Consider the following 16,314-nt stretch of genomic DNA (forward strand, 5'->3'; position numbering starts at 1 on the left):
TGCAATTCCCGGCGCTCAGCGAGGCTTGCTGAGGCGACCGAGACACACCCGATAACTGGCGACCAACCTGCCATCGGGCTGGCGAAATGCTTCATATGCCTGAGCCAGCTGCTGCAATCTGGCGCGACCGCTCAGACCGGCCGGGGCGGCGCCCCCTTGATTGTCGTTGATCTGATTGGCCCCAATCCCCTTGAGATCGCGCAACAACTGCGGCAATTCAAGATAGGCGAGATCCCAGGTGATACAACGCAGCTCGGGAGCAGATACCCCGGCGCTAGCCAGCGCCTGCTCCAATTGTGGCAGGCTGAGGAAGCGATTGACATGGGCGCGACCATCAAGCTGCTGCCAGGCGGCTCGCAACTGCCAGAGCGACTCATCGAGCAGGGTCGAGAAAAAGATCTGGCCGCCCGGTTTGACCACCCGAAGCAACTCGCCAAAAGCCTGGGCCGGACGCTCGCACCACTGCAACGCCAGACTGGAGAAAACCCAGTCGAACGAGTTATCGGCGAAAGGAAGCTGCTCCGCATCGCCGCAGAGCAGGCGAGCACCGCTGCCACGCAAGGCGGCCTGCGCCAGCATGCCGGGGGCGAGATCAAGCCCCACCAGCTGGTGACAACGGTTCGCCAGTTGGGGCAAGAAAAAGCCGGTGCCGCAGCCCAGATCCAGCCCGCTCACCGTCAGATCAGTGCCAACCAGCCTGTCTGGCATCCATTCCAGCAGCGCCTGACCCACCTCCTGCTGAAAGCGGGCATGGGCATCGTAATGACGAGCGGCGGCGCCGAAACGGCGAGCAAGCTGCGCCTTGTCGACCGTTTGAAAACGCTCAGCCATAGTGAGCCTCCCCAAGCGTTGTAACTGCAGGGCTGACCCCCAAGGCATCGAGCAGGCGATCCACATCCTGCTCGCGATGAGCCGCGCTCAGGGTAATGCGCAGCCGCGCCGTACCAACTGGCACCGTGGGCGGGCGGATGGCGCTCACCCAGACGCCGCGCTCCCGCAGCCGTTCTGCCAGTTGCAGGGCAACACTGCTCTCCCCCACCAGCAGCGGCTGGATGGGGGTATCGCTCGCACCGAGTTGCCAACCCAACGCCTGTGCCCCTTGCCGGAAGCGGGCGATGAGCTTACCAAGATGGGAGCGGGCCTCATCGGCGGCACGCACCAGCTCGATGCTCTTGCTGACTGCGCAAGCCTGCGCCGCCGGCATATGGGTGCTGTAGACATAGTGGCGGGCGAAGTTGACCAGATACTCCACCAGCTCGCGGCTGCCGCCGACAAAAGCGCCAGCCACACCAAGCGCCTTGCCAAAAGTGCCCATCTGGATGTGTACGCTGGCCGGATCTACCTCCTGCGCCGCCAGAGTGCCGCTCCCCTCGGGCCCCATCACGCCGAGACCATGGGCATCGTCGATCATCAGCCAGTTGCCGCTCCGGGCGGCGAGGGTTGCGAGCTCACCCCAGGGGGCCTGATCCCCGTCCATGCTGAACACCCCTTCCGAGACAATCAATCCGCGATTTGGCTCAAGCTGCCGTTCAAGGGCAGCCATATCGTTGTGGGCAAAGCGCTTCATCTTACAGGGGAGCTGACTGCCCATCTCCTGCAAAGAGGCGTGGTTGAGTTTGTCCTGCCACAGCAGATGCTCCTTGCCGAGCAGCGCTTTGAGCACCGCCTGATTGGCCGAAAAACCGCAGTTGAACAGCAGCACCGCCTCCACCCCGAGCCACTCGGCCAGGGTCTCCTCAAGCTGTTGGTGGGCATGACTGTAACCGGTCACCAGCGGCGAGGCGCCGGAGCCCGTGCCATAGCGCTCAATCCCCGCTTTGAAGGCGGCCTTGATGGCGGGATGATCAGCCAGCCCCAGATAGTCGTTAGCGGAAAAGTTGAGGTAGTCGCGCCCCGCAACCCTGAGTCGCCCGCCACTCGCCCCGTCGGTCGCGATGCGGTTGCGCAGCAGGCTCGCCTGATCGCGCTCGGCCAGCGCTGCGCCCAACCCAAAGGGGCCCGTTACAGCAGGACCAGTCATGACCGCGCAGTCTCTGCTCGGGGGCGGGTGGCGTCATAAAACATCTCGGCAGGTTCGCTCTGGCGGCTCACCTCGGCCAGCAGCTCCTCTTCTTGAACCTGATCCGGTTTCTGAGCCCGCTGGGCGGGGCGAATACCGAGCCGCTTGAACAGCTGCATGTCGCTGTTCTCGTCCGGGTTGGGGGTGGTCAGCAACTTGCAGCCATAGAAAATGGAGTTGGCTCCCGCCATAAAGCACATGGCCTGCATCTGCTCGTTCATCTTCTCCCGCCCAGCGGAGAGACGCACATGGGAGGCGGGCATCATGATCCGTGCCACCGCGATGGTGCGGATAAATTCGAACGGATCGAGGTTCTCCTGATCCTCCAGCGGCGTTCCCTTCACCTTGACCAACATGTTAATCGGCACGCTTTCGGGGTGGCGCGGCAGGTTGGCGAGCGCCATCAAGAGGCCCGCCCGATCTTTCGCCTGCTCGCCCATACCGACGATGCCGCCGGAGCAGACCTTCATGCCGGCACCGCGCACATGCTCCAGGGTATCGAGCCGATCCTGATAGGTGCGGGTGGAGATGATCTCGCCGTAAAACTCCGGCGAGGTGTCGAGGTTGTGGTTGTAGTAATCAAGCCCCGCGGCCCCCAGACGCGCCGCCTGATCGGCGGTGAGCATCCCCAGGGTCATGCAGGTCTCCATCCCCAGCCCGCGCACCTCCTCGATCATCCGGATGATGTAGGGCATGTCCTTCTCTTTGGGGTTGCGCCAGGCGGCCCCCATGCAAAAGCGTGACGAGCCGTTGGCCTTCGCTTCACGGGCCCGCTCCAGCACCTTTTCCACCTCCATCAGCCGCTCGGCCTCAAGACCGGTGTGGTAACGGGCGCTCTGGGGGCAGTATTTGCAATCTTCCGGGCAGGCGCCGGTCTTGATGGAGAGCAGGGTGCTCACCTGCACTTCGTTCGGGTCGAAATGGGCACGGTGGACGGTCTGGGCCTGAAACAGCAGATCGTTGAATGGCAGGGCAAACAGGGCCTGAACCTCGGACAGGGTCCAGTCGTGACGAAGGGCGTGACCGCCCGCGGTGAGAGCATTCATACATGGCTTCCGGTTGTTATTAGTGGGATCCTGCGCCCGCCATCTTAGGATGGACGGCTACAAAACCCGCCGCCGGGCCCGCGCGCTCAAGGTGATGCGCAGTGCCAAGTGGCTGAAATTGTTGGCTAGTGTAGAGAGCATGCGTAGACTGTCAACACCGACCAGATCAAACCAATTGACAACAGAACAACAAATGACCAATCAAGAATTCGACCTGCACCACATCTGGCACCCCTATACCTCCCTCACTCACCCTCTGCCCTGCTATGAAGTGGCCAGCGCCAAAGGGGTGACCATCACCCTCAGCGATGGCCGTGAACTGGTGGATGGCATGAGCTCCTGGTGGGCTTGCGTGCACGGCTATCAGGTGCCGGTACTGGACGCCGCCGCCACCGCCCAGCTCGGCAAGATGTCCCACGTGATGTTTGGCGGCCTCACCCACGCCCCGGCGGTCGAGCTCTGCCGCAAGCTGGTGGAGATCACTCCGAAGGGGCTTGATCGGGTATTTCTGGCCGATTCCGGCTCGGTGGCAGTGGAAGTGGCGCTCAAGATGGCGCAGCAGTACTGGCATGCCAAGGGGACGCCCAGAGCCAAATTTGTCGCCCTGCGCAGCGGCTATCACGGCGACACCTTTGGCGCCATGAGCGTCTGCGATCCCGATGGCGGCATGCATGAGCTCTACAAGGGATTCCTGCCGGAGCACCATTTTGTCGACGCGCCCAGCTGCCGCTTCCACGCCGAGTGGGACGAGCAGTGCGTGGTGGAGCTGGCGACACTCATGGCCGATCATCACGAGGAGATCGCCGCCATCGTGCTTGAGCCCATAGTGCAGGGCGCTGGCGGCATGCGCTTCTATCACCCCCGCTACCTGCAGTGGGTGCGCGCCCTGTGCGACGAATTCGGCGTGCTGCTGATTGCCGACGAGATTGCCACCGGCTTTGGCCGCACTGGCCAGCTGTTTGCTTGCGACTGGGCGGGGATTAGCCCCGATATCATGTGTCTGGGCAAGGCGCTCACCGGCGGCTACCTCACCCTCTCGGCGACCCTCACCACCGAGCATGTCGCACGCACCATCTGTGACGGCAAGGCGGGGGTCTTTATGCACGGCCCCACCTTTATGGGCAACCCGCTCGCCTGCGCGGTGGCCAACGCCTCCATCGATCTGCTGCTGGCCTCACCGTGGCAAGAGCGGGTGCGCGCCATCGAGCATCAGCTGCGAACAGAACTGGTAGAGCTGACCCTGCACCCGGCGGTCGCGGATGTGCGGGTGCTCGGCGCCATCGGGGTGGTGGAGATGAAAGAGCGGGTGGATGTAGCGCGCATCCAGCGCAAGTTTGTCGAACTGGGCGCCTGGATCCGCCCCTTTGGCAAGCTGGTCTACCTGATGCCCCCCTTCGTTATCACCCCAGAAGAGTTGAGGGTATTGACCGGTGCCATCCGTCAGGCCATCACCGAGGGCGAGTTTTAATGCATACAGCGGGCGGCCATCGCAGCCGCCCGTTTGACTATCGGCATTTGATATATAAAGAGGGCAACTTTATCCACTTATGGGCACTTTCACTTGCCGTAATGTGAGCAAAACACCAGACCTGAGGCCCCAAGAGGGGTAAACTGCTGCGGTTTTACCATCAAGAAAGACTGCTCATGCGCCTCTCCATTGCTGCCAAAATCAACTTTTTCCTGCTCTTCATCTTCTCCATGGTACTGGTCTTCTCCGCCGCCTATCAGGCGGTGCGCGAGCGCGATCTCATCCTGACGCTCATCAAGGAGCAGAGCCGCGAGCAGACCGAAGCCTATTTCGACGGCCTCAACATGCTGATGCTGACCGGCAAGATGGATGCCCGCGATACTCTGCGCGGCAAGTTTCTCGACCACGCCCATGTGGAGGATGCACGCATCGTTCGTGGCGACGCGGTGAGCAAACAGTTCGGGCCGGGACGGGAGACAGAACAGGTAAAAGATGAGTTTGATGAGCTGGCACTGGCGGGCAAAGGGAGCCTGGAGGTGGTGCACAACGGCATGCACAGCCGTCTGGTGGTCACCCGACCGCTGCTGGCCAAGAAGGATTTTCGCGGCACCGACTGCACCAGCTGTCATCTGGTGCCGGAGAACACTGTGCTTGGTGCGGTGCGCTTTGACTACTCCCTCGATTCGCTGTTTACCCGGGTCGAGCAGAACATTCTCACCTCGGCGCTGATCCTCACCGGCATCTTCGGGATGGGACTGCTGCTGACCCTCTGGGTCATCCGCACCTGGATCGTACGCCCCCTCAACCAGCTCACCCGCTCCATGGAAGAGGCCACCGACCTGCACGACTTCGGCCACCGGCTGGAGGGGGATGACGGCGACGAGATTGGCCGGGTGGCGGTGGCCTACAACCAGATGCTCGACAGTGTGGAGCGCCAGCTCGGCAAGCGACCGCTCGGCGGCAAGCCGGGAGCTCGCCCTGGCGAATAGCGGACCACACCGCCCGGCATCGGCTAACCGGTGTAATAGAACAGCAGACAAGCAATAAGGATCAGCAGCAGGATCGCCAGATTGACGTGATAGGCATCATCCCTGCGCCGACTGCGCCGCCGCTCCAGCAGCAGTACAGCCAGGGTCAGCAAGCTGCAACCCCACAGGCCATGCACCAACCAGGGAGTGAGTGCGGGATCCCAGTAATCGCGTACCTTGATGCCGCCGTAAACCAGAAAACCATATGCAATCTCCGGCCTGGCATAGTGATAGAGCGCAAGCAGCACGATAAAACCGCACCAGCAGATCAGCACCATTGCTCGCAACAGTCGTGTCAGCCAATCCGGCCCTTGTCGCCGCTCTTTCACTCGCATCTCCTGTCCCGAGGGAACCCTGCTTGGGTGAACCATGCTGAAAACCCCACCAGAGTCCGACATTTTTGCTTGTTTATCAAACCCGCGCGGGTAAGATTGACGGCTTAGTCTGCCATGGTGGGCCATCTGTGCCCGGGCCAGACTCCCTAGTGTTGCAAATAGCGCTGCAAGAACAAGCTGGAGACAATATTTCGATGACGCACGCATCCGTAGTTGATGTGCTGACCGGTAAATATGCGGTTGGCACCACCCTGACTGTACGAGGGTGGATCCGGACTCGCCGTGATTCCAAGGCGGGGATCTCATTTTTGGCCATTTCCGATGGCTCCTGTTTCCATCCGGTACAGGCCGTCGTCCCCAATACCCTGGCCAATTACGAGAATGAAGTGCTGCGTCTGACCACCGCCTGCTCCGTGGAAGTGACTGGCATCATCGCCGAATCCCAGGGCAGCGGCCAGGCTTTCGAACTGCAAGCGACCGATGTGAAGGTTGTCGGCTGGGTCGAAGATCCGGACACCTACCCGATGGCAGCCAAGCGCCACAGCATCGAGTACCTGCGTGAACAGGCTCACCTGCGCCCGCGCACCAACATCGTTGGCGCCGTGACCCGGGTTCGTCACTGCCTGGCTCAGGCCATCCACCGCTTCTTCCACGAAGAGGGTTTTGTCTGGGTAGCGACCCCGCTCATCACCGCCTCTGACACCGAAGGTGCCGGCGAGATGTTCCGCGTCTCTACCCTGGATATGGAAAACCTGCCGCGCACCGACGCTGGCAAGGTGGACTACAACGAAGATTTCTTCGGCAAAGAGGCCTTCCTGACCGTATCCGGCCAGCTGAACGCCGAAACCTATGCCTGCGCCCTCTCTAAGGTCTACACCTTCGGTCCGACCTTCCGCGCCGAAAACTCCAACACCAGTCGTCACCTGGCAGAGTTCTGGATGGTGGAGCCGGAAGTGGCCTTCAACAATCTGGAAGATAACGCCGCGCTGGCTGAAGCCATGCTGAAGTACGTCTTCAACGCCGTCCTGACCGAGCGTCGCGACGATCTGGAGTTCTTTGCCCAGCACGTGGACAAGGATGCTATCGGCCGTCTGGAGCGTTTCGTCGCCTCCGACTTCGCCCAGATTGATTACACTGATGCCATCGAAGTGCTGAAAAACTGCGGCAAGAAGTTCGAGTTCCCGGTCTCCTGGGGCATCGACCTCTCCTCCGAACACGAACGCTATCTGGCCGAGGAGCACTTCAAGTCTCCGGTGGTAGTGAAGAACTACCCGAAAGATATCAAGGCCTTCTACATGCGCCTCAACGACGACGGCAAGACCGTTGCCGCGATGGACGTACTGGCTCCGGGGATCGGCGAGATCATCGGTGGCTCCCAACGTGAAGAGCGTTTGGAGGTGCTGGATGCCCGCCTGGCCGAGATGGGGCTGAAGCAGGAAGACTACTGGTGGTATCGCGATCTGCGCCGCTACGGCACAGTCCCGCACTCCGGCTTCGGTCTGGGCTTCGAGCGTCTGGTGGTTTACGTGACCGGTATGGGCAACGTCCGCGACGTGATCCCGTTCCCGCGTACTCCGCGTACCGCCGAGTTCTGATCAGCGGCATATTGCCACTACATTGCAAAAGCCGTCCTCAGGGTCGGCTTTTTTATTACCCCCGTTATGGGTAATACTCAGAACCAATCGACACAAGGAATGGGTCGTTCATGGGATATCGTCAGCTTCTGACACTCTTGCTGCTCTGGCTCCCCCTGCAATTGCGGGCAGAACCCGTGCACCTGACCACCCTGGAGTGGCCCCCCTATACCAGCCAGCATCTCCCTGATGGTGGCCTTACCGGCCATATCGTCAAGCGTGCATTTGCCGAAGCGGGGCTGGAGGTTCAGTTTGACTTCTACCCCTGGCATCGAGCCATGTTGCTGGCATCCGATCCCGCCCAGCACTACAGCGGCTACTTCCCCAAATACTTCGCCGATGATCTGGATAAACGGTGGCATATCTCCACCAGCGTGGGCAGTAGTGTGCTGGGCATGGCGCAGCAAGCCGGCCCCCCTATCCACTGGCAGCGACTCGAAGATCTCGCTTCCTACCGGATTGGGGTCGTCGCAGGTTATATCAATACCCGTGAATTTGATGCCCTGATGGCCAGCAAGCGCCTCAACACCTTTGCCGTGGACGACGATCACCTCAACCTGCGAAAATTGCAGCGCGACCGGCTCGATCTGGCCGTGATCGACCGGGATGTTTTCTACTGGCTCACCTATCACGATGACAAACTCCACCCCGAACAGCTGCAGTTCAACCAGAAGATCCTCGGGTACAAGAGCCTGCACATCATGTTCCGTCCCGATCAACAGCAACTGCAACAGCGAGTGAACAATGCGCTAGCCAGACTCGATATCAAGCAGCTGAGCGAACAGTATCAGCGTCGCTATCTGCTATCAGCACCCGCCCCCCGATGAGCAGAGTCGCAGAACACCCCATTTGTCAAAAAAGATATCTTTAACCCGTGTTTTTACAGCCTCTTCTCCCCTGACCCGGGCCTTTTTCCACACCTTCCTTACCAACGCATTCCCCATCACAACGCCTCTGGTTGCACTCTGATGGGCTGGCCCCGAGTGATACCACTTGGTGACAAAAATGATGTTTTTGTTAGTACGTGGTTTTTAAGTGGTTTAATCAAAAATTCATCGAGTTATTGAAGTAACTCAATTTTTTCACTTTTTCAGGGGAGCAGAATAGCAACTAACCCTTTTGGGCTAAATAAAACAGACAATGACAATTCATGGTTCAGGCTACCCGCGGCAATATGGGTTGAATCACACGAGGTAACGGAATGATCTTGATGGAATTTTTGGTGGTACTCGGCTGCTTGCTGCTGGGTACCCGCTTTGGTGGCATGGGACTCGGTCTCATCAGTGGTATCGGTCTCTTCCTGCTGACCTTCGTCTTCGGCCTGGTGCCGGGCGAACCGCCTGTTCAGGTAATGCTGACCATTCTGGCGGTGATCGGCTGTGCCGCCACCCTGCAGACTGCCGGTGGCCTCAACCTGATGATGCAAGTGGCCGAGCGCCTGCTGCGCCGTCACCCGCAATACATCACTATCCTGGCGCCGCTCACCACCTGGACCCTCACCTTCCTGTGCGGTACCGGCCACGTGGTCTACACCATGTTCCCCATCATCGCTGACATCGCGCTGCAGAAGAACATCCGTCCCGAGCGTCCGATGGCCGTGGCCTCCGTTGCCTCCCAGATGGCCATCTGTGCCTCCCCGGTCTCCGTTGCCGTGGTCTCCATGGTCTCCATTCTGGCGGCCGGTCATGGTATCGGTCAGGCTTATGGCCTGCTCGACATCCTGATGATCGCCATCCCCTCCTCCCTGACCGGTGTCATCGTGGCGGCCCTGTGGAGCCTGCGTCGCGGCAAGGATCTGGACAAGGATGAAGAGTTCCAGGCCAAGATCAAAGACCCGGAGCAGCGTGCCTTCATCTACGGTGGTGGCGAGACCCTGCTTAACACCAAGTTCCCGAAAGAGGCCTACTGGTCTACCTGGATCTTCTTCGCCGCCATCGCTGCCGTGGTATTGCTCGGCGCCAACGAAGGTCTGCGCCCGGTATTCACCATCAAGGACAAAACCGGCCCGCTCTCCATGAACCTGGTGATCCAGATGATGATGCTGATCGCCGGTGCCATCATCCTGATGCGCTGCAAGGTCAAGCCGGGCGAGATCGCCAACGGTGCCGTCTTCAAGGCAGGCATGGTCGCCATCTTCTCCGTATTCGGGGTGGCATGGATGAGTGAGACCTTCTTCCAGGCCCACATGCCCCTGCTCAAAGAGACCCTGGCCCATGTGGTACAAGCCCAGCCCTGGACCTACGCCCTGGTGCTGTTCCTCATCTCCAAGCTGGTAAACAGCCAGGCCGCCGCCCTCACCGCCATCGCTCCCATGGGTCTGGCACTGGGTGTGGAGCCGAAGCTGCTGATCGCCTTCCTGCCGGCGAGCTACGGCTACTTCGTGCTGCCGACCTACCCGAGCGATCTGGCCTGTATCGGTTTCGACCGCTCAGGCACCACCCGCATCGGCAAGTTCATCATCAACCACAGCTTCATCATTCCGGGGCTGATCGGGGTGGTGACCTCCTGCTCGCTGGGCTTTATCCTCACCAGCATCCTGCTCTGATCGCAGCGGCGTTTACCACGCTATTGCAATACAGGCCCCCGCTTCGGGGGCCTGCTTTTTTCCCGCTCTGTGACCCCAACCATTTCCCCGCCGCCATTTCCGGACACTATGCCTTTACCTCTGCCCCCGCCGCTGGGTAGCATGCCCCCTCGTTCACCATTGGAATCTCATCCATGTCTCGCGTCATCCTGCTCTGGAGCGGTGGCAAAGATGCCATGCTGGCCCTCTGTCATGCCCGCCAAGCGGGCCATCAGGTGGTGGCACTGGCCACCTTTGCCCCGCCAGAGCCCCGATTTCTCGCTCATCCTTTGCCGCTGGTGCGCCGTCAGGCGGAAGCCCTCGGGCTGCCCCATCTGCTGGTCACCATAGAAGCGCCGTTCGAGCAGAGCTATGAGACAGAGCTGAGCCGCTTGCAGCAGGAGTGGAACCTCGACGGGGTGGTGACCGGCGATATCGACAGCGTGGGCGGCGCACCAAACTGGATCCGCGAACGCTGCCAGCCGCTGGGTCTCACCGTCCACACCCCGCTCTGGCAGCAATCTCGTCAAGCCTTGCTGGCGGATCTGCTGGCCCGCGGCATCGTCGCCCACCTCTCCTGCGTCGATACCCGGGTGCTGGCTCCCGAGTGGACTGGACGCACCCTCGATGCCGCCACCCTCTGCGAGCTACAACAACTGGCCGAGCGCGAGGACTTTGATGCCTGCGGCGAGCAGGGGGAGTACCACACCATGGTGACCGACGGCCCGGGCTTTGCCGCCCCGCTGCGCCTCGATGGCTGGCAGGTGGCGCGGCAGGATCACCTGGCCTATCTGGCCGAGCCACAAGGGTAACGGCCTCAGGCCATCTGGCCCGCTCACTCAGCGCGCGAAAAATCGAGATAAAAAAACGGGAGGCAACAGCCTCCCGTTTGGATTTGAGCGGACCAGTTTTGAGCGGGCCATGACGACCCGAACAAGGGATAAACCGGCTTATTTCGCCAGCTTGCCCAGCACCCGCTGCAGCAGACGGATACGCGGCTCGATGCTCTCCAGCAGCAGGAACTCCGCCTCCGAGTGGAAACCGCCGCCCATGGGGCCGAAGCCATCGAGAGACGGCACACCTGCGGCGGCGGTGAAGTTGGCATCCGAGCCGCCACCGGCTTCCAGCCAGTTGAAGGGGATCCCCTCCTCCTTGGCTGCCGCCTCCACCAGCGCCATCAGCACCTCGGTGTCACCGCTCGGTCGCATCGCCGGCTTGAAGGTCTGGCGATCCACCTCGACCCGACAACCCGCGAGGAAGGGGTTGTTGGCCATAAAGGTGAGCCGGTCGTGCACCGCAGCGGCCTCTTCGTTGCTCCAGAAGCGCAAATCCACGATCGCCTCGGCAAAGTCCGGTACCACGTTGACACCGGTGCCGCCCTGTACCACGCCGACGTTCATGGTGGTGCCCGTGGTCATGTTGACCTGCTCGTTGATGGCCAGTACCCAGTGCGCCAGCTCGGTGATGGCGGAGATCCCTTCGGTCAGGGCCGAACCGGCGTGGGACGCCTTGCCGTGGAAGGTGATGCGGTACTTGGCATTGCCCTTGCGGGCGCTGATGAGATCTCCGCTCGGGCGAGCAGCTTCAGCCACCAGCACGCAGCCACTCTGTTTGGCCTTCTCCACCAGCCAATCCTTGGACCAGGGGGAGCCAATCTCTTCGTCGCAGTTGTAGCAGACCAGCACCTTGAGCTTGGCAAGCAATGCCGGGTCCATCTCTTTGAGGGCATACCAGATAGAGAGCAGGCCGCTCTTCATATCCGAGACGCCGGGGCCAAAGGCTTGATTGCCTTCGATGTTCAGCGGGCGTTTGGCCGCCGTCCCCTCGGGGAATACGGTATCCATGTGGCCGCACAGCATCACATCGTAGTGATCGGCACCCGGCTCATTGGTGATCTCGAGGCAGGGGCCGCACTCGGCAGCGAACTGGTGGCGGGTCACCTGCCAGCCGATGGCCTCATATTTCTCGGTCATGATGTCGGCCACTTTCGCTACCCCGGCCGGGGTGCGAGTACCGCAATCGAGGTTGATGAGCGGGGCCAGATCGGCCAGATAGCTATCGAGGGAAAACGGGCTCTTTACAACTGTCATTATCTTCTCCATGCAACAATCAGCGTTGATGGCCGATCGTCTATTGCAACAATGCGACACAGTGAGAAAAAGGCGGGCAGCCATGCCACCCGCCCGACCGGTAAATTCCAAACACCACTACATAACCCACATCACTACATGAACAGCAGATAGTTGAGGGTCAACGCCGTCACCAGCGCCCCCGCCATCGGCACGCTGGTGCGCTTGACCACGGTAAAGGGCGATACCTTGGCAATCCCCGCACAGGCGATCAGTACCGCAGCGATGGGGGAGACGGTTCGGCCGATACTGGAAGCGAGCTGCATCGGCAGCAGCATGGTCACCGCCGGTACGCCAAACTTGGCTGCCACCGCCGGTGCCAGGGTCGAGAAGCTGAGGAACGCCGCGTTGCCGGAGCCCATGATGACCGCCGCTACCATGATCAGCGCCACCATCACCAGGGTCATCAGACCGCTGCCGATACCGGCATTGCTGGCAGAGTGCAGCAGGGTATCAATGGCGCCGATGGCCTTGAGGGATTCGGCAAACAGCTCGGCACAGACGATGAGCGCCACCACGGGGCCAAACACCTTGCCCATGCCATCGAGGAAGCTCGACAGCCCGGCAAAAGCGGTACGCACCGAGCGGCTACGCAGCAGCTCGCACAGCATGCCGATAAAGACCGACAGCAGCATGGCCACCTCCACGCTCATCTTGATGTCGCTCACCAGAAGCTTGGAGAAGGTCATCATCAACACGAAGGGGATGATCGGCAGCAGGGCATACCAAGTAGGCGCCTGCACGCTCTCGGTGCCCTGTTCGTCCAGCTCGGCGTGATCGCCGCGATGCAGCGCAGGATCCCAGCCATCCTTGCGATCGCAGTGACGCTGCCAGAAGAAGTGCAGCACCATGGTCACCAGCAGCATGGGGGCCACCAGCCAGATCTGGTAGTCAACGAAATAGCTGGTCGGATCCATGCCGGATTGGCCGGCGGAGAAGATGGCGTTGGTCTGGGTCGGGCCAATTTCAAACGCCTGTGAGGTGGCGATGACACCACAGGCGGAGGCCGGGCTGATGCCGAGGTTGCGCATCACCGGATACATGGTGACCATCAACAGCAGGCCAAGGCCGGTAGCGGAGGTGACGAACAGGGAGACGAATACCGCCACCAGATAGCAGATGGAGAGCATCAGGTAGCTGGACTGGATGCCCGCCACCGGTTTGACCGCCACCCGCACCAGCGCCTGGGAGGCCCCGATATGGGACATGTAGGTGGCAAAACCCGCCACCGCCATGATGGTGAGGCCGAGGCCCGCCGCGCGGTAGGAGAAGATCCCCTTGAACACTTCGAACAGGTCGAACAGGGCGAAACCGGTGCTCTTGTCAGCGGGGAGAATGGGGTGCAGCCCCAACCAGTAGGCCACTGCAAAAATGGCCATGCCCGCCAGCGCCAGCACTGCCTGCGGGTTGTAATCCTTGATGATGCCGTAGACCACGGCGACCAGAACGAGCAAGACGAATAAAAGTTCCAATATTCACTCCTGATAAATTTATCGAAGAGCGAAATCTAGTGATCTGACCACTGTTTGCCTTTGATCCCTATCAATAAAGGTGCCGTCACCGTGATTCATTAGCATAATATGTCGGCCATATAACAATTTTTCGTTATTTCAACTGCCGGAAAACCTTTATCACCCCATATCCGGGAATTGTGTGACGCGACTCCCCTCTTTTTTGCGTTGGATCAACATATGACGGCGCCGAACTGGCGAAGATGCGCTTCGACATATAGCGACCATTTCGCGCCGGAGAGAGTTATGACAAGCCAAGCCACCGCAGGTGCTTCGACCTGCGACTACAAGCTGTGGGACATCCTCGTCGAGTCTGCAAAGGAACGCACTACCATTCGTTACTCCAAACTGGCCAAGCAGGCCGGGCTGGAGCAGTGCCAGGATGAACTGCGCACCCTGCTGCAACGCATCCGCATGTACTGCACCGAAAATAACCTGCCGATCCTCTCCGCCATCGTGGTGGACGACGTGGGCAAATACACTGGCCTCTCTTCCAGCCTGCCTGATGCACCCTGGGAACGGGCCCGGGTCTTTGACCATGAGTGGACCACCCTGCACTGATTGAGGTGCTTGATAATGCCGACCAAAACGCGCCCGCTGGCGCGTTTTGGCTATCTGGCGTTTGCCCTTTCTCTTTTTCTCCTGCAATAGCGGCTTTTCTCCCGCAATAACGGGCCCATTGGGCATACCCGCTGCACCGCTTATGATCTTGAGCTCAAAATCGCCGTTCAGGTGTGACCAGTTCCGGTAAAACCCGCGAGCCAGACCATCGGCGTTGCCATGGGATTGCCACAATGCCAGAATCGGGCCCTTGCACTGTGTTGATTCGGATTTTCGGGCGCAGCCACGGCCAGCGCCCACAAGAGAAGGACTCCCCATGGCCATCACCCTCTATGGCATCAAGAACTGCGAGAGGTTAATTATGAAAGAGCCACAAAAAAGCCTGAGGTAACCACAGGCTTACTGATTTACTTAAAGCTCGGAAAATCAACTAGAAAGCGCCATTCTGACGTAACGCAGTTGTGAAGCCGCTAAACGCTTTTGCATGTGTAGATGAGTTGGATACATCTTTGCTACCTACAGGTGAGAAGCTAGCTACCATGTACTTCGTGTAGGTTGAGACTTTCATCTTCACAAGCTTAGACTGAGCGATCTTTTCGTATTCCTTCGTAGAAATACAGAACCGACGGAGTGAAAAGCTAGGGACAGATACATACATCAAACCAGAGTAGACGGTTGCTCCGAAGTCTGTATGTGCACTACAAACCCGCCCATCAATCATCTGACCATCAGCATTGATTTTCAGTGCTACCACATTCTCTATCTGAGGGTAAATCGCGTCCAGATACACATCCTTACTACCCGAATGCCACTCCAGATTGATAAATAAATTGTACTGTTCACCCATTCCCAGAATGCTATCTACGGATACTATTGTCTTTTCCGCCTCGAAAGAGTCTTTTTTAACAACCACATCTCCGGATGGTTGCTCACTCAGTGACGCACACCCACTTATCAATCCAACGGCCAGCATGGCAGCCCCAAAAACAGCTTTCATCTTCATCCCTAAACTATTGTTTTAATTAGCTAAAAGTGAGGTTTCCCTCACCAAATAATAGCAGTATGGTTATGTATGCAGTATCCGGTGAACACTTGACACACTAATCCCCAGACGCTTAGCAATCGATGCCTTAGCGATGCCCTGCGATAGAAGATGTAGCACCTCATTCCGCTTCTCCATCGCTGTCGGCTTGCGGCCTTTGTAGACCCCTTTGGCCTTTGCCAAGGCGATCCCTTCCGCCTGACGCTCTAGCATGATTTCCCGCTCGAACGTGGCGATGGCCCCGATCATGGTCAGCATTAGCTTACCTGTCGGAGTGGCCGTGTCGATGCCCAAATTCTGGATCTGCAATGTTACCCCTTTGGCGTGTAGCTGGTCTGTGATCTCCAGCAAGTGACGGGTGTTTCGAGCAAGTCGATCCAATTTAGTCACTTTTAGCACGTCTCCAGAGCGGGCGAATTCGAGCATTGCCTGTAGTTGCGGCCTATCCGTCTTGCTACCGCTGACCTTCTCCTGAAAAACTTTTTCACACTCCGCCAGAGCTGTCAGTTGCTGCTCCAGCGATTGCCCCGTGGTCGAGACACGGGCATACCCGATGATTGCCATGATGGCCTCCCAATAGGCTCAAGACCCTGCAAGAAAAACGTGTCAAAACTCGAAAACCAACCCGTGCGACAGGGGTTGCCAAGGGGCTTCCGGTCTGTCACATGGGCATGGTCTATTGAGCGTCCGGCTCCTTCGGCGGAGGCGGCGGTGTCTGCATCGAGTTGACGGCTTCCTTAATGAGGACGCCCAAGGCTGCCAGCAGTGCCGCCTCCAACGCTTTCAGTAACGGGTTTCCTTGCTGCTCATTCATACGCCTGCTCCTTGCTGGATGGCTCCCGACAAGGGGCCAGATGTGATGTATTCCATGGGGTTCTCCTATGGTGCTGATCTCTATCTGGCTTATACCGGCGTTTGGTCTGAATGTTGCCTGCTCG

The 16,314-nt window shown here is 59.4% G+C and carries 16 protein-coding genes; 7 read left to right on the forward strand and 9 right to left on the reverse strand.

What is annotated here, in order from left to right; translation table 11 throughout:
* Window positions 1-15 precede the first annotated feature (15 nt).
* From bioC to bioB, 3 genes are read right to left on the reverse strand one after another with little or no spacing between them, the layout of a single operon-like run.
* Window positions 16-831, reverse strand: a complete 816-nt coding sequence (gene bioC / locus G5315_RS04630) for a malonyl-ACP O-methyltransferase BioC (protein ID WP_421311129.1) — start codon at window positions 829-831, stop codon at window positions 16-18.
* Entirely contained in the window at window positions 824-2,020 is a 1,197-nt protein-coding gene (gene bioF, locus G5315_RS04635) for an 8-amino-7-oxononanoate synthase (RefSeq protein ID WP_421332571.1), read from the reverse strand. The genes bioC and bioF overlap by 8 nt, the downstream gene beginning before the upstream one ends.
* Window positions 2,017-3,105, reverse strand: a complete 1,089-nt coding sequence (gene bioB, locus G5315_RS04640; protein ID WP_421332572.1) for a biotin synthase BioB — start codon at window positions 3,103-3,105, stop codon at window positions 2,017-2,019. The genes bioF and bioB overlap by 4 nt, the downstream gene beginning before the upstream one ends.
* A gap of 193 nt (window positions 3,106-3,298) precedes the next feature.
* Between bioB and bioA the strand changes: the two genes are divergently transcribed.
* Both bioA and G5315_RS04650 read left to right on the forward strand, forming a co-directional pair.
* A complete protein-coding gene (gene bioA / locus G5315_RS04645) occupies window positions 3,299-4,573 on the forward strand; it encodes an adenosylmethionine--8-amino-7-oxononanoate transaminase (protein ID WP_421332573.1) in 1,275 nt (424 codons plus the stop codon).
* A gap of 176 nt (window positions 4,574-4,749) precedes the next feature.
* Complete coding sequence (locus G5315_RS04650) at window positions 4,750-5,562, forward strand: HAMP domain-containing protein (RefSeq protein ID WP_216979127.1); 813 nt, start codon at window positions 4,750-4,752, stop codon at window positions 5,560-5,562.
* A gap of 23 nt (window positions 5,563-5,585) precedes the next feature.
* Here the strand turns inward: G5315_RS04650 and G5315_RS04655 are convergent, their stop codons facing one another.
* Window positions 5,586-5,936, reverse strand: a complete 351-nt coding sequence (locus G5315_RS04655; protein WP_216979128.1) for a hypothetical protein — start codon at window positions 5,934-5,936, stop codon at window positions 5,586-5,588.
* 194 nt (window positions 5,937-6,130) lie between these two features.
* Between G5315_RS04655 and asnS the strand changes: the two genes are divergently transcribed.
* The 4 genes from asnS to G5315_RS04675 all read left to right on the forward strand — a co-directional run bounded on the left by asnS (window position 6,131) and on the right by G5315_RS04675 (window position 10,945).
* Window positions 6,131-7,531, forward strand: coding sequence for an asparagine--tRNA ligase (asnS, locus tag G5315_RS04660; RefSeq protein ID WP_005344365.1), 1,401 nt, complete (start codon window positions 6,131-6,133; stop codon window positions 7,529-7,531).
* 110 nt (window positions 7,532-7,641) lie between these two features.
* Entirely contained in the window at window positions 7,642-8,397 is a 756-nt protein-coding gene (locus G5315_RS04665) for a substrate-binding periplasmic protein (RefSeq protein WP_421171977.1), read from the forward strand.
* Between the two features lie 374 nt (window positions 8,398-8,771).
* A complete protein-coding gene (locus G5315_RS04670) occupies window positions 8,772-10,115 on the forward strand; it encodes an anaerobic C4-dicarboxylate transporter (RefSeq protein WP_005337916.1) in 1,344 nt (447 codons plus the stop codon).
* 173 nt (window positions 10,116-10,288) lie between these two features.
* A complete protein-coding gene (locus G5315_RS04675; RefSeq protein ID WP_128815296.1) occupies window positions 10,289-10,945 on the forward strand; it encodes an adenine nucleotide alpha hydrolase in 657 nt (218 codons plus the stop codon).
* 138 nt (window positions 10,946-11,083) lie between these two features.
* On the opposite strand, the gene G5315_RS04680 is transcribed toward G5315_RS04675, so the two are convergent.
* Both G5315_RS04680 and dcuC read right to left on the reverse strand, forming a co-directional pair.
* Window positions 11,084-12,223 carry a M20 family metallopeptidase gene (locus G5315_RS04680; RefSeq protein ID WP_421332574.1) on the reverse strand — a complete coding sequence of 380 codons (1,140 nt, stop codon included), beginning with the start codon at window positions 12,221-12,223 and terminating at the stop codon, window positions 11,084-11,086.
* A 134-nt stretch (window positions 12,224-12,357) separates the two neighbouring features.
* Window positions 12,358-13,734, reverse strand: a complete 1,377-nt coding sequence (dcuC, locus tag G5315_RS04685) for a C4-dicarboxylate transporter DcuC (protein ID WP_005350454.1) — start codon at window positions 13,732-13,734, stop codon at window positions 12,358-12,360.
* Window positions 13,735-14,019: 285 nt separating this feature from the next.
* Here dcuC and G5315_RS04690 point away from each other — a divergent pair, with 285 nt between their 5' ends.
* Entirely contained in the window at window positions 14,020-14,334 is a 315-nt protein-coding gene (locus G5315_RS04690; RefSeq protein ID WP_005337929.1) for a hypothetical protein, read from the forward strand.
* Between the two features lie 430 nt (window positions 14,335-14,764).
* Here G5315_RS04690 and G5315_RS04695 read toward each other — a convergent pair whose 3' ends face one another.
* The 3 genes from G5315_RS04695 to G5315_RS04705 all read right to left on the reverse strand — a co-directional run bounded on the left by G5315_RS04695 (window position 14,765) and on the right by G5315_RS04705 (window position 16,190).
* Complete coding sequence (locus tag G5315_RS04695; protein WP_043851305.1) at window positions 14,765-15,331, reverse strand: hypothetical protein; 567 nt, start codon at window positions 15,329-15,331, stop codon at window positions 14,765-14,767.
* A gap of 69 nt (window positions 15,332-15,400) precedes the next feature.
* A complete protein-coding gene (locus tag G5315_RS04700) occupies window positions 15,401-15,940 on the reverse strand; it encodes a recombinase family protein (RefSeq protein ID WP_421332575.1) in 540 nt (179 codons plus the stop codon).
* Between the two features lie 112 nt (window positions 15,941-16,052).
* On the reverse strand, window positions 16,053-16,190 hold the full coding sequence (locus G5315_RS04705) for a hypothetical protein (RefSeq protein ID WP_010674054.1): 138 nt from the start codon (window positions 16,188-16,190) through the stop codon (window positions 16,053-16,055).
* Between the last annotated feature and the right edge of the window lie 124 nt (window positions 16,191-16,314).

The sequence above is a fragment of the Aeromonas sp. 603607 genome, assembly GCF_049171595.1.
GTDB classification, from domain to species: Bacteria; Pseudomonadota; Gammaproteobacteria; order Enterobacterales; family Aeromonadaceae; genus Aeromonas; species Aeromonas veronii.